This window comes from Pseudomonas cremoris (genome assembly GCF_014230465.1).
The window spans coordinates 573670-587262 of record NZ_JAAXCY010000001.1 but is presented as its reverse complement, the minus strand read 5'-3'; the positions used below and the strand labels follow the sequence as shown (position 1 = coordinate 587262).

The 13593-nt window shown below is 60.1% G+C and carries 9 protein-coding genes; 4 read left to right on the top strand and 5 right to left on the bottom strand.

Features of this window, described 5'->3' with window-relative positions; genetic code table 11:
* Positions 1–200: 200 nt before the first annotated feature.
* The gene (locus HF257_RS02700) at positions 201–545 is read left to right on the top strand and encodes a YggL family protein (RefSeq protein ID WP_003193255.1); all 345 of its coding nucleotides are present in this window, start codon (positions 201–203) and stop codon (positions 543–545) included.
* Positions 546–582: 37 nt separating this feature from the next.
* On the opposite strand, the gene HF257_RS02695 is transcribed toward HF257_RS02700, so the two are convergent.
* Entirely contained in the window at positions 583–1773 is a 1191-nt protein-coding gene (locus HF257_RS02695) for a benzoate/H(+) symporter BenE family transporter (RefSeq protein WP_185703425.1), read from the bottom strand.
* 214 nt (positions 1774–1987) lie between these two features.
* On the opposite strand from HF257_RS02695, the gene HF257_RS02690 reads away from it, so the two are divergent.
* On the top strand, positions 1988–2752 hold the full coding sequence (locus tag HF257_RS02690; protein WP_135288557.1) for a GntR family transcriptional regulator: 765 nt from the start codon (positions 1988–1990) through the stop codon (positions 2750–2752).
* A gap of 139 nt (positions 2753–2891) precedes the next feature.
* Here the strand turns inward: HF257_RS02690 and guaD are convergent, their stop codons facing one another.
* The 4 genes from guaD to xdhA all read right to left on the bottom strand — a co-directional run bounded on the left by guaD (position 2892) and on the right by xdhA (position 9004).
* Entirely contained in the window at positions 2892–4196 is a 1305-nt protein-coding gene (gene guaD / locus HF257_RS02685; protein ID WP_185703427.1) for a guanine deaminase, read from the bottom strand.
* A 12-nt stretch (positions 4197–4208) separates the two neighbouring features.
* Positions 4209–5048 carry a xanthine dehydrogenase accessory protein XdhC gene (gene xdhC, locus HF257_RS02680; RefSeq protein WP_185703429.1) on the bottom strand — a complete coding sequence of 280 codons (840 nt, stop codon included), beginning with the start codon at positions 5046–5048 and terminating at the stop codon, positions 4209–4211.
* Positions 5049–5163: 115 nt separating this feature from the next.
* The gene (gene xdhB, locus HF257_RS02675) at positions 5164–7563 is read right to left on the bottom strand and encodes a xanthine dehydrogenase molybdopterin binding subunit (protein ID WP_185703431.1); all 2400 of its coding nucleotides are present in this window, start codon (positions 7561–7563) and stop codon (positions 5164–5166) included.
* Positions 7556–9004 (bottom strand): xanthine dehydrogenase small subunit, encoded by a 1449-nt coding sequence (gene xdhA, locus HF257_RS02670; RefSeq protein ID WP_185703432.1) that lies wholly within the window; start codon positions 9002–9004, stop codon positions 7556–7558. Before xdhA ends, xdhB begins: the two co-directional genes overlap by 8 nt.
* Before the next feature lie 280 nt (positions 9005–9284).
* Here xdhA and HF257_RS02665 point away from each other — a divergent pair, with 280 nt between their 5' ends.
* Positions 9285–9944: a GntR family transcriptional regulator gene (locus tag HF257_RS02665; RefSeq protein ID WP_185703434.1), complete on the top strand. Its 660-nt coding sequence runs from the start codon at positions 9285–9287 to the stop codon at positions 9942–9944.
* A gap of 2 nt (positions 9945–9946) precedes the next feature.
* The gene (gene smc / locus HF257_RS02660; protein WP_185703436.1) at positions 9947–13435 is read left to right on the top strand and encodes a chromosome segregation protein SMC; all 3489 of its coding nucleotides are present in this window, start codon (positions 9947–9949) and stop codon (positions 13433–13435) included.
* The last annotated feature ends 158 nt before the right edge of the window (positions 13436–13593 follow it).

The window sequence follows — 13593 nt, the reverse complement described above, 5'->3', positions numbered from 1 at the left end:
GGTGAGGGGTATGTAAGAAAATCCCTCATTAGTCATGAAAGTGTCGGCATTATGCCCCAAGGTAGGGCCACTTGTAGCTGAACGATAGCTGGTATTCGGGGTTTTTTTACAGGCAAAGCGCCGCCTGTCCCAGAGAGTCGGGCAATTGCCTCCTTAAACTGCTAAAGTGCCGCCCGTTATTACTTAAGAGGATTGTTCCAATGGCGACTAACCGTTCCCAGCGTCTGCGCAAAAAACTGTGCGTTGATGAATTTCAAGAGCTGGGTTTCGAACTGAACCTGGACTTCAACGAAGGCCTGAGTGAAGAAGCTATCGACGCTTTCCTCGAAGCATTCATCAAAGAAGCCATGGAAGCCAACGGTCTGGGCTATGTTGGCGGCGACGACTACGGTCTGGTTTGCCTGCAGAAGCGTGGCTCGGTATCCGAAGAGCAACGTGCTGCTGTTGAAGCCTGGCTGAAAACCCGTTCCGAGCTGACCAAGGCTGAAGTCAGCCCGCTGCTGGACGTGTGGTATCCGGAAAAGCCGATCAACGCGGCTAAGTGATACTGAAAAAAACGGCGACCTGAGGGTCGCCGTTTTTTTATGCCTTGCGCCAGTTAAGAATCAGCAGCGTCAACACCCCCGCGACAATCCCCCAGAACGCCGACCCAATGGAAAACAGCGTCAAGCCCGACGCAGTAACCATAAAGGTGATCAGCGCCGCTTCCCGTTCCTTCGGCTCATTCATGGCGATGCTCAAGCCATTGATGATCGAGCCAAACAACGCCAACGCCGCAATCGACAGCACCAACTCCTTGGGCAAAGCGGCGAACAGTGCTGCCAAGGTTGCGCCGAACACGCCGGCAATCCCGTAGAACACCCCGCACCACACGGCGGCCGTGTAGCGCTTGTTGCGGTCTTCATGGGCATGGGGCCCGGTGCAGATCGCCGCGCTGATCGCAGCCAGGTTGATGCCATGGGAGCCGAACGGCGACAGCACCAGGGACGCCAGGCCTGTGGCGGTAATCAGTGGCGAGGCCGGTACGTTGTAGCCATCGGCACGTAAAACAGCGACTCCCGGCATGTTCTGCGAGGTCATGGCCACCACGAACAGCGGGATGCCGATGCTGATGGTTGCTGCCAGGGAGAAGTGCGGTGTGGTCCACACCGGTGTTGCCACCTCCAGGTGAAAACCGCTGAAATCCAGCAAGCCCATCACCCCGGACAATGCCGTGCCGATCACCAACGCGGCCAGTACCGCATAACGTGGTGACAGGCGCTTGATGACCAAGTAGGTGAAAAACATCCCCAGCACCAGGCCGGTACGGTGTTGGGCGGCGACGAAGATCTCGCTGCCGATCTTGAACAGAATCCCCGCCAGCAGCGCCGCTGCCAATGACGCCGGGATACGCTTGACCAGTTTTTCGAAGCTGCCGGTCAGCCCGCAGAGCGTTACCAACACTGCGCAGGTGATATAGGCGCCGATGGCTTCGCCGTAACTTACGCCGCCCAGGCTGGTGATCAGCAGGGCCGCACCGGGGGTGGACCAGGCAATCGTGATCGGCGTGCGATACCGCAGGGACAAGCCAATGCTGCAGACCGCCATGCCGATGGAAATCGCCCAGATCCACGAGGAAATTTGCGCCGTGGTCAAACCGGCGGCTTGGCCGGCCTGGAACATCAGCACCAGGGAACTGGTGTAGCCGGTCATCATGGCGATAAAACCGGCGACGACAGCCGACGGTGAAGAGTCGGCCAGCGGGCGCAGTGGCGCTTGAGTGGCGTCGGTCATGGAGCGGTGTTCCTTCTACCGATGAAAAATCGAATTCAAGCCTAAACTCAAACGTAACTACTCATTGCAATACAGCCGAGGCCACAAACAGCCGTACAGTGTGTTGGCGCATTCGGTTGTGTACAATGTGCCATGTTTTTAGGTGATACTTGCCAGCGACCCGCTGTTGCCGTATTACCGTTAATTCGCCGCCGTTCTCCAAACCCGAGTGCCCATGAACGAACAGTTGCAACCTCTCAAGAAAACACCGCGAGCCGGCAAGGCCGGTCGCAGCGGAACCCAGGACGATATCGTCTACGCGCATATCTTCGAAGCGATCCTCGAACAACGCCTGGCACCCGGTACCAAATTGAGTGAAGAGGCACTGGGGGAAATCTTTGGCGTCAGCCGCACCATCATTCGCCGCGCACTTTCGCGCCTGGCCCATGAAGGCGTGGTGTTGCTGCGGCCCAATCGCGGCGCAGTGGTTGCCAGCCCGAGTGTCGAGGAAGCCCGCCAGGTCTTCATGGCGCGTCGTCTCGTGGAGCGGGCGATCACCGAATTGGCAGTGCAGCACGCCACCGCCGAGCAACTGGCCGAATTGCGCCAGATGGTTAACGACGAGCGCGACAGCTTTTCCCGTGGCGACCGTGGTGCCGGCATTCGCCTCTCCGGCGAGTTCCACCTCAAGCTGGCCGAAGCGGCGAAGAACGCACCGCTGATCAGCTTCCAGCGCAGCCTGGTGTCGCAGACCTCGTTGATCATCGCCCAGTACGAAAGCGGCAACCGGTCGCACTGCTCGTACGACGAACACACCCAGTTGATCGATGCGATCGAAGCGCGGGACGCAGTGTTGGCAGTGGATCTGATGATGCATCACATGGATCACATCGACAGCAAGCTCAACCTCGATGAGGAAAGCGCGTCGGATGATTTGCATGCGGTGTTTTCGCATTTGCTGCAAACGAAGAAGCCAGGGCGTTCCTCGATCAAGCTGTAATTTCCCTGATTCACTGGGGATAAAAATGTGGGAGCGGGCTTGCTCGCGAATGCAGCGGGTCAGTCACTCTATCTGGTGACTGATACTCCGCATTCGCGAGCAAGCCCGCTCCCACATTGGTTTTGTGGTGTGGCTGAAATCAGCGCTCGTGCACCAGGTTGCCCGCCGCATAGGTCTGCAACACCGTCCGATCATCCCCCAGCGTCATCAACACAAACAACGTCTCGGCAATGTTATTCGCCTGTTTCAAGCGATAGCTCAGCAGTGGCGTAGCGTTGTAATCCAATACCAAGAAGTCCGCATCCGTCCCTGGCTGCAATGTGCCGATCTTGTCTTCCAGGCGCAGCGCCCGTGCACCGCCCAATGTCGCCAGATACAGCGACTTGAACGGACTCAAGCGCGCGCCCTGCAACTGCATGACCTTGTAGGCTTCGTTCAGGGTTTGCAGCAGCGAGAAACTGGTACCGCCACCCACGTCGGTGCCCAGGCCTACATTCAATTTGTGCTTTTCTGCCATCGGCAGGTTGAACAAGCCACTGCCGAGGAAGAAGTTTGACGTCGGGCAGAACGCCACCGCCGATCCCGTTTCTGCCAGCCGTGCGCACTCGTCATCACACAGGTGCACGCCGTGGGCAAACACCGAGCGTTCGCCCAGCAGCTTGTAGTGGTCGTACACATCCAGGTAGCCGTTGCGCTCCGGGAACAATTGCTTCACCCACTCGATTTCCTGCTTGTTCTCGCTGATGTGGGTCTGCATGTACAGGTCTGGGTATTCCCCCAGCAATTGTCCGGCCAACGCTAATTGTTCCGGTGTGCTGGTCGGCGCAAAACGTGGCGTGACGGCGTAGTGCAGGCGGCCTTTGCCGTGCCAGCGTTCGATCAGCACCTTGCTTTCCTGGTAGCCGGTTTCGGCGGTATCGGTCAGGTAGTCCGGCGCGTTGCGGTCCATCATCACCTTGCCGGCGATCATGCGCAGGTCGAGCTTCTCGGCCGCTTCAAAGAACGAATTCACTGACTGTGGATGCACGCTGCCAAACACCAGCGCGGTGGTGGTGCCGTTGCGCAGCAGTTCCTTGATGAAGATGTCCGCGACTTCCTCGGCGTGAGCCTTGTCGGCGAACTGGCTTTCGCACGGGAAGGTGTAGGTGTTGAGCCAATCCAGCAGCTGCTCGCCGTAGGCACCGACCATGCCGGTCTGCGGCAGGTGGATATGGGTGTCGATCAAGCCGGGGGTGATCAGTGCGTCCTGGTAGTGGGTGATTTCAATATCGGCCGGCAGGGTCGGCAGCAAATCACCGGCATGGCCGACGGCGCTGATCTTGCCGTTCTCGATCACCAGCAGGCCGTCTTCGAAATACTCATAGGAGGCTTCGATACCCACTTCGGCAGGGTCGGCGATGCTGTGCAACAGGGCGGCACGGTAGGCTTTGCGAGTCAAAGGCATGGTCGTCTCAATTCAAATGGCTTGGCTGCGACGCGAGGCCGGCAGCAGTTTGGCAATGGGTTCGGCGCTGGCGGTGTGCTGGCCGAAATTGGCGTTATAGGTGGCGATGATTTCGCCGGCGATAGAAATGGCGATCTCCACCGGCAATTTGCCCTTCACCTCGGTGAGGCCCATGGGGCAGTGCATGCGTTGCAGCTGTGCGGCGTCGAAGCCGCGGTCACGCAGGCGGTGTTCAAACTTGACGCGTTTGGTCTGCGAGCCGATCAGGCCGAAGTAGGTAAAGTCGTTGCGCTTGAGCAGGGCGGCGGTGAGTTCCAAATCCAGTGCGTGATTGTGGGTCATGACGATGCAGTAACTGCCCACCGGCAGGTCGGCAATTTCGTCCACCGGCTCTTCGCTGACGATTTTACGCACGCCTTCGGGGATATGTTCCGGAAACTCCTGCTCACGGGAGTCGATCCAGCGCACCCGGCACGGCAGGCTCGCCAGCAGCGGCACCAGTGCGCGGCCCACGTGGCCTGCGCCGAACACCGCGATCTGCGCCTGTACCTGGCCCATCGGTTCGAACAGCAACACGGTCACGCCACCGCAGCATTGGCCCAGGCTCGCGCCGAGGCTGAAACGCTCCAGATGGGTGTTCTGCTGACCCCGCACAAGCATGTCCCGGGCGATCTGCATCGCCTTGTATTCCAGGTGCCCGCCACCGATGGTGTCGAAGGTCTGGGCTGCGCTGATGACCATCTTGGAGCCGGCGTTGCGCGGGGTGGAGCCGAGCTCTTCGATGATGGTCACGAGCACGCAGGGTTCGCCGCTTTTTTGCAGATTCGCGAGGGCGCTGATCCAGTTGTTCATGTCTACCTCAACATTTCTGTTGTCAGTTCGGTCGTCTTCGCGAGCAAGCCCGCTCCCACATGGGAATGCATTTCAAATGTGGGAGCGGGCTTGCTCGCGAAGGCCGCGCCTCGGTCTAGAGCGAAGCCATCTCAGTTTCAGTCTCCACAGCCACAGCCGCAGTCAACTGCCGCATCTGCTCACATCCCCACAACACCCGCTCCGGCGTCGCCGGTGCATCGATCTTCGGCTGATGGCGATAGTCACCCAGGCTCGCCACTGCATCCTTGATCGCACACCACGAGGCGATCCCGAGCATGAACGGCGGCTCACCCACGGCCTTGGAATGGAACACCGTGTCTTCCGGGTTCTTGCGGTTTTCCACCAGCTTCACCCGCAGGTCCAGCGGCATGTCCGCCACCGCCGGGATCTTGTAGCTGGCCGGACCGTTGGTCATCAGCTTGCCCTTGTTGTTCCACACCAGCTCTTCCATGGTCAGCCAGCCCATGCCCTGGATAAATCCGCCTTCCACCTGGCCAATGTCGATGGCCGGGTTCAGCGAGGCGCCCACGTCATGGAGGATGTCGGTGCGCAGCATCTTGTATTCGCCGGTCAGCGTATCGACGATCACTTCGCAGCACGCCGCGCCGAACGCGAAATAGTAGAACGGCCGACCGCGCGCCTGGCTACGGTCGTAGAAGATTTTCGGGGTCTTGTAGAAACCGGTGCTCGACAGCGACACCTGGGCGAAATACGCCTGCTGGATCAGCGCCTCGAACGTCAGGATCTGGTCGCGCACGCGTACATGGCCGTTGTGGAATTCCACATCCGCTTCACTCACGTCGTACTTGCGCGCGGCAAATTCCACCAGGCGCTGCTTGATGGTTTCGGCGGCGTTCTGCGCGGCCTTGCCGTTCAGGTCGGCACCGCTGGAGGCAGCGGTCGGCGAGGTGTTGGGTACCTTGTCGGTGTTGGTGGCGGTGATCTGTACGCGGTCGATTTCCACCTGGAACACTTCGGCTACAACCTGCGCAACCTTGGTGTTCAACCCCTGGCCCATCTCGGTGCCGCCGTGGTTCAGGTGGATGCTGCCATCGGTGTAGATATGGATCAGCGCGCCCGCCTGGTTGAGAAAACTCGCGGTGAACGAAATGCCGAATTTCACCGGGGTCAGCGCCAGGCCTTTTTTCAGGATCGGGCTGTGGGCGTTGTACAGGCGAATCGCTTCACGGCGCTCGGCGTATTGGCTGCTGGCTTCAAGCTCGGCGGTCATTTCTTCGAGCATGTTGTGCTCGACAGTCTGGTAGTAGTGGGTGACGTTGCGCTCGGTCTTGCCGTAGTAGTTGACCTTGCGCACCGCCAGCGGGTCCAGCGCCAGATGGCGGGCGATGGCGTCCATCACTTCCTCGATGGCGACCATGCCTTGCGGGCCGCCGAAGCCGCGATAGGCAGTGTTGGATGCGGTGTTGGTCTTGCAGCGATGGCCGTTGACCGTGGCGTCGCCCAGGTAATACGAGTTGTCGGAGTGGAACATCGCACGGTCGACAATCGAGTTCGACAAGTCCGGTGAACAGCCGCAGTTGCCGGCCAGGTCCAGGTTGATGCCGTGCAGGCGGCCGCTGTCGTCAAAGCCGACGTCGTATTCGATATAGAAGGGGTGGCGCTTGCCGGTCATCAGCATGTCTTCGACGCGCGGCAGGCGCATCTTGGTCGGCTGGCCAGTGAGGCGCGCGACCACCGCGCACAGGCACGCCGGGCTGGCAGCCTGGGTTTCCTTGCCGCCGAAACCACCGCCCATGCGGCGCATGTCGACGACGATTTTATTCATCGACACGTCCAGCACTTCGGCCACCAGTTTCTGCACTTCGGTGGGGTTTTGCGTGGAGCAATAGACGATCATGCCGCCGTCTTCGGTGGGCATCACCGAGGAGATCTGGGTTTCCAGGTAGAAGTGTTCCTGGCCGCCGATGTGCAGGGTGCCCTGGATGCGGTTTTTCGCCGACGCCAGTGCGCTGGCCGAATCGCCACGCTGGTGGGTGTGGCTGTCCAGCACAAAGTGTTTTTTGCGAAAGGCCTCGACCACATCCAGCACGGGTTCCAGGTCTTCGTATTCGATCACGGCTGCCATCGCGGCTTTACGTGCGGTTTCCAAGTCACGCGCTGCGACGGCGAGTACCACCTGGCCGACGAACTGCACCGTGTCGATGGCCAGCAACGGGTCGCCGGGCATCAGCGGGCCGATGTCTTTCAGGCCCGGCACGTCTTCGTGGGTGATGACGATGCGCACGCCGTCAAAGGCGTAGCACGGCGCTGTATCGATGCTGATGATGCGGGCGTGGGCACGGTCGGACATGCGCGCATACAGGTGCAATTGGTTGGGGAATTCCAGGCGGTCATCGATGTATTGCGCTTCGCCGGAAACATGCTTGGTGGCGCTGTCATGCTTGACGCTGCGGCCCACACCGGAGGTGAGGTCCTGTGAGAACAGTTCGGCGAGTTCGGCCTGGGTTTTTACCACGGCGTGATGGTTAGACATAAGCGGTCACCCGAGTCTCGATGTGCGGCGTTTGCAGTTCGATGAAGTATTTGCGCAGCAGGTTCTGTGCGCTGAGCAGGCGGTATTCCTTGCTGGCGCGGAAGTCCGACAGCGGGGTGAAATCCTCGGCCAGGGCGGCGCAGGCCTTCTCGACGGTGGCGGCGTTCCAAGTGGCGCCGGTCAACACGGCCTCGCAGTGTTGGGCGCGTTTTGGCGTGGCGGCCATGCCGCCGAAGGCGACGCGAGCCTCGCGGATGACACCGTTGTCGATCTTCAGGTTGAAAGCGGCACAGACCGCAGAAATATCATCGTCCAGGCGCTTGGAAACCTTGTAGGCGCGAAACAATGTGTGGCCCTTGGGCACGATGATTTTCTCGATGAATTCGCTGTCTTGACGCGCGGTGACGCGGTAGTCGATGAAGTAGTCCTCCAGCGCCAGGGTGCGCCGGGTTTCGCCCTTGCACAGCACGATCTGCGCGCCGAGGGCGATCAGCAGTGGCGGCGAGTCGCCGATGGGCGAAGCGTTGCCGATATTGCCGCCCAGGGTGCCCTGGTTGCGGATCTGCAAGGAGGCGAAACGGTGCAGCAAGTCGCCGAAGTCAGGGTATTGGTGGTGCAGCGCGCTGTAGCAGTCGGAGAGGGCGGTGGCAGCGCCGATTTCCAGGCGGTCGTCGAAGTCGTCGATGCGCTTCATCTCGGCGATGTTGCCCACGTAGATCATCACCGGCAGCGTACGGTGGAACTGGGTGACCTCCAGCGCCAGGTCGGTGCCGCCGGCCAGCAGGCGCGCTTGGGGGTAGGCATCGTAGAGGTCGGCCAGGTCGGCGACGGTCAGGGGCACCAGGCAGCGTTTGTCGCCGCTGTTGAGTTCGCCGGTCTGGGTGGGCGCGATGGCTTTGAGGCGCGCAATGGTCTCGGCCTGGCGGCTGTCGAATTGGTCTTGTGGTTTGTTGCAGCAAGCCTGTTCGGCAGCGGCAAGGATCGGGCGATAACCGGTGCAACGGCAGAGGTTGCCGGCCAGGGCTTCATGGGCTTTTTGACTGTCGGGGGCATCGCTGTTCTTTTGCAGGGCAAACAACGACATCACAAAACCGGGCGTGCAAAAGCCGCATTGCGAGCCGTGGCATTCCACCATGGCCTGTTGCACGCTGTGCAGTTGGCCCTGGTGCTTGAGGTCTTCTACGCTGATCAATTGCTTGCCGTGCAGGGACGAGACAAAGGTCAGGCACGAATTGAGGCTGCGATAACGAATCTGCTCGATGCCTTGAGCATCGGCGTGCAGTTCGCCGACCACCACGGTACATGCACCGCAATCGCCACTGGCGCAGCCTTCCTTGGTACCGGATTTGCCCAGGTGCTCACGCAAATAGTTGAGCACGGTCAGGTTGGGGTCCAGGGCGTGCTCGCTACGGAGTTCCTGGTTAAGTAAAAACTGGATCACGGAAGGCCTCGCAGACTCATTATTGTTGTTAACCGCTTTGCGCCGAATCTAGTCATGTCTGACTTTTCGGTCAACGATTTTCTGACCAGAAGGTCAAGAAAATGCAGTCGCAACACTTTCAATTATGGTCCAGTCTTCTGGAACCGGCGTTTTCAGGGGCTTTTGGCTTTTCAACGTTGCTTATTTCATGCCAAATTCGCCACGGCGGGCGTAGCGCCATCAGCGGGCCAATGCGCTACACTGCCGCGCTTGTACCGATAGAAGATTTTGAAGGGAAAACATGACGTTCAAGGCGCCGGACAGTCTCGCCGAGCAAATTGCTCACCACCTCGCCGAACGTATCATTCGCGGCGATCTCAAGCCTGGGGAGCGAATCCAGGAGCAAAAGGTCACGCTGGCGCTTAATGTCAGCCGTGGTTCCGTGCGCGAAGCCTTGTTGATCCTCGAACGCCGCCACTTGATCGCGATCCTGCCGCGCCGAGGCGCCCACGTCACCGAACTCACCGCGCACAAGGTGCAGAGCCTGTGCACGCTGATGGGCGAGCTTTACATCCTGTTGGGCAATGCCGTTGCCGAAGGCTGGCAGACCCAGGCCGACATGGCGCCGTTCCTGCAGATCCAGCAGCGCTTGATCGTCAGCTTCGAACGCCAGGATATCCGTGCGTTCGTTGAAGAAAGCTTCAACGTGATGCGCGCCGCGTACCCATTTGCCAACAACCCCTATTTGCAGGAAACCGTCGAAAACCTGCAGCCGGCGATGAACCGCGCCTACTACCTGGCCCTGGACCAGCGCAAAGCGTCCATGAGCGAATACCTGGTGCTGTTCGAGCAACTGCTCGCCGCCGTACTCGCCCGTGACCTGGCACAGATCCGCCAAGTGCTGTCCGCCTACGGCCAGCGCAGTTGCTCACTGGTCATCGCAGCCTTGGCGGACGCCTAAGCGTGCGGCTCAAGTGCATCAAACTGGCGGGGTTCAAATCCTTCGTCGACCCGACCACGGTGAACTTCCCCAGTAACATGGCGGCGGTGGTCGGGCCCAATGGTTGCGGCAAGTCGAACATCATCGACGCCGTCCGTTGGGTGATGGGCGAGAGCTCGGCAAAAAACCTGCGTGGCGAGTCGATGACCGACGTCATCTTCAACGGCTCCACCAGCCGCAAACCCGTGAGCCAGGCCAGCATCGAACTGGTGTTCGACAACTCCGACGGCACCCTGATCGGCGAGTATGCGGCCTACGCGGAAATCTCGATCCGCCGCAAAGTGACCCGCGACAGCCAGAACAGCTACTTCCTCAACGGCACCAAGTGTCGCCGTCGAGACATCACCGATATTTTCCTCGGCACCGGCTTGGGCCCGCGCAGCTACTCGATCATCGAACAGGGCATGATCTCCAAGCTGATCGAAGCCAAGCCCGAAGACCTGCGCAACTTTATCGAAGAAGCGGCCGGCATCTCCAAGTACAAGGAGCGCCGCCGCGAGACCGAAAACCGCATTCGTCGCACCCACGAAAACCTCGCCCGCCTCACCGACCTGCGCGAAGAGCTGGAGCGCCAGTTGGAGCGCCTGCACCGCCAGGCCCAGGCCGCCGAGAAGTATCAGGAATACAAGGGCGAGGAGCGCCAAATCAAGGCGCAACTGTCGGCCCTGCGTTGGCAGGCGTTGAATGATCAGGTTGGCCAGCGCGAAGCGATCATCGGTACCCAGGAAATCAGCTTTGAAGCGCTGGTGGCCGAGCAGCGCAACGCCGACGCCAGCATCGAGCGCTTGCGTGACGGTCACCATGACCTGTCTGAACGCTTCAATTTGGTGCAAGGCCGTTTCTATTCGGTGGGCGGCGATATTGCCCGTGTGGAGCAGAGCATCCAGCACGGCCAGCAGCGCCTGCGCCAGTTGCAGGACGACTTGAAGGAAGCCGAGCGCGCGCGACTGGAGACGGAGTCGCACCTGGGCCACGATCGTACCTTGCTGCTGACCCTTGGGGAGGAGCTGGACATGCTCACCCCCGAGCAGGAAGTCATCAGCGCTGCAGCCGAAGAAGCCGCCGCCGCCCTGGAAGAATCCGAAACCACCATGCACGGCTGGCAGGAGCAGTGGGACACGTTCAACCTGCAATCCGCCGAGCCGCGCCGCCAGGCCGAGGTGCAGCAGTCGCGTATCCAGCAGCTGGAAACCAGCATGGAGCGCCTGGCCGAGCGCCAGCGTCGCATGCAGGAAGAACGTGCGCTGCTGTCTGCCGACCCGGAAGACGCAGCGATCATGGAACTGAGCGAGCAACTGGCCGAAAGCGAAATGACGCTGGAAGAGCTGGAAGCCAGCGAAGAACAACAAGTGGAGCGCCTGGAGCAGTTGCGTCAACAACTGCAGCAGGCGACCCAGGCACAGCAACAGGCCCAAGGCGATTTGCAGCGGTTGAACGGGCGCTTGGCGTCCCTCGAAGCCTTGCAGCAAGCCGCCTTGGACCCAGGCACCGGCACCGCCGAATGGCTGCGTGACCAGCACTTGGCCGAGCGTCCACGACTGGCAGAAGGCTTGAAAGTGCAAGCCGGCTGGGAACTGGCGGTGGAAACCGTGCTGGGCGCCGACCTGCAAGCCGTGCTGGTGGATGATTTTGGCGGCTTCGACCTGGCCGGTTTTGCCCAGGGTGATTTGCGTTTGCTCAGCCCCGCAGCCGATGGCGCGCGCGTGCCGGGCAGCCTGCTGGACAAGGTTGAGGCGGCCATTGATCTGTCGCCATGGCTGGGCCAGGTCAAACCAGTGGATTCCCTGGAACAGGCGCTGGCCCAACGCGGCCAACTGGGCGCCGGTGAAAGCCTGATCAGCCGTGATGGCTACTGGGTGGGTCGCCACTTCCTGCGGGTGCGCCGTGCCAGTGAAGCGGAAAGCGGCGTTCTGGCCCGAGGCCAGGAAATCGTCAACCTGATCGCCGAACGCGAAGAGCGCGAAGCCACTCTGGAAAGCCTGGAAACCCAACTGCAAACCCTGCGCGCCACCCAGCGTCAGCAAGAGACCGGCCGCGAACACCTGCGCCGTCTGTTGCAGGACGAAGCGCGCCAGCAAGGCGAACTCAAGGCCCAGCTCTCTGCGAGCAAAGCCAAGGCTGAACAACTGACCCTGCGCCGCACTCGCCTGGACGAAGAAGTCGCCGAGATGGGCGAGCAGCGTGCCCTGGAGCACGAACAGATCGGCGAAGCGCGCCTGCACTTGCAGGAAGCCCTCGACAGCATGGCGCTGGACACCGAGCAGCGCGAATTGCTGCTGGCCCAGCGCGACAGCCTGCGCGAACGCCTCGACCGCGTGCGTCAGGAAGCGCGGCAGCACAAGGATCATGCTCATCAGTTGGCGGTGCGGTTGGGCTCGCTCAAAGCCCAGCACGCGTCCACGGCCCAGGCTCTTGAGCGTCTGGAGATGCAATCCGAACGCTTGACCGAAAAGCGTGAGCAACTGAGCCTTAACCTGGAAGAGGGCGAAGCGCCGCTCGAAGAGTTGCGCCTCAAGCTCGAAGAACTGCTCGACAAGCGCATGACGGTCGACGAAGAACTCAAGACCGCGCAGATCGCGCTTGAAGACGCCGACCGCGAACTGCGCGATGCAGAAAAACGCCGGACCCAGGCCGAGCAGCAATCCCAGCTGATCCGCGGCCAACTCGAACAACAGCGTATGGAATGGCAAGCCCTGACCGTGCGTCGCAAGACCTTGCAGGACCAGTTGCTGGAAGACGGCTATGACTTGCATGGCGTACTTAATACGTTGACCGCCCAGGCCAACGAGAAAGACGCCGAAGAAGAACTTGAGCGCATTGCTGCACGTATCCAACGCCTTGGCGCGATCAACCTCGCCGCCATCGACGAATACCAACAGCAGTCCGAACGTAAGCGTTATCTGGATGCCCAGGATGCTGATTTGGTCGAAGCCCTGGACACGTTGGAAAACGTGATCCGCAAGATCGACAAGGAAACCCGTAATCGCTTCAAAGATACCTTTGATCAGATTAATAGCGGTTTACAGGCGTTATTCCCGAAAGTTTTCGGCGGTGGCAGCGCTTACTTGGAACTGACAGGCGAAGATCTACTCGATACAGGGGTAACGATCATGGCGCGGCCTCCGGGCAAGAAGAACAGCACCATCCATTTGTTGTCCGGTGGCGAGAAAGCCCTGACCGCTTTGGCCCTGGTATTTGCCATCTTCAAGTTGAACCCGGCGCCGTTCTGCATGCTCGATGAAGTTGACGCACCGCTGGATGACGCTAACGTTGGACGGTACGCACGGCTGGTTAAAGAGATGTCCCAGACGGTGCAGTTCATCTATATCACCCACAATAAGATCGCCATGGAAATGGCCGATCAACTGATGGGTGTGACGATGCACGAACCTGGCTGTTCGCGTTTGGTGGCCGTGGATGTGGAAGAAGCGATGGCGATGGTGGAATCCTGACCCAGGCTTTGGAAGAGAATTTTCGGCAGGATGTAAGGTCTTTTACGAGGCTGGCAAATATGGCTAAAGGACATAATTGTCCAAGGCATTTTGACAGACGGTGTAAAGTTATCTTTGGTCGTGCTAGTTTAATGTCAATTTTTCGTGTGCGTGGGCAA

Bases quoted from the DNA above. Each gene is read 5' to 3' on its own strand.
- HF257_RS02700 (WP_003193255.1), top strand. From the start codon at position 201: ATGGCGACTAACCGTTCCCAGCGTCTGCGCAAAAAACTGTGCGTTGAT.
- HF257_RS02695 (WP_185703425.1), bottom strand. From the start codon at position 1,773: ATGACCGACGCCACTCAAGCGCCACTGCGCCCGCTGGCCGACTCTTCA.
- HF257_RS02690 (WP_135288557.1), top strand. From the start codon at position 1,988: ATGAACGAACAGTTGCAACCTCTCAAGAAAACACCGCGAGCCGGCAAG.
- guaD (WP_185703427.1), bottom strand. From the start codon at position 4,196: ATGCCTTTGACTCGCAAAGCCTACCGTGCCGCCCTGTTGCACAGCATC.
- xdhC (WP_185703429.1), bottom strand. From the start codon at position 5,048: ATGAACAACTGGATCAGCGCCCTCGCGAATCTGCAAAAAAGCGGCGAA.
- xdhB (WP_185703431.1), bottom strand. From the start codon at position 7,563: ATGTCTAACCATCACGCCGTGGTAAAAACCCAGGCCGAACTCGCCGAA.
- HF257_RS02665 (WP_185703434.1), top strand. From the start codon at position 9,285: ATGACGTTCAAGGCGCCGGACAGTCTCGCCGAGCAAATTGCTCACCAC.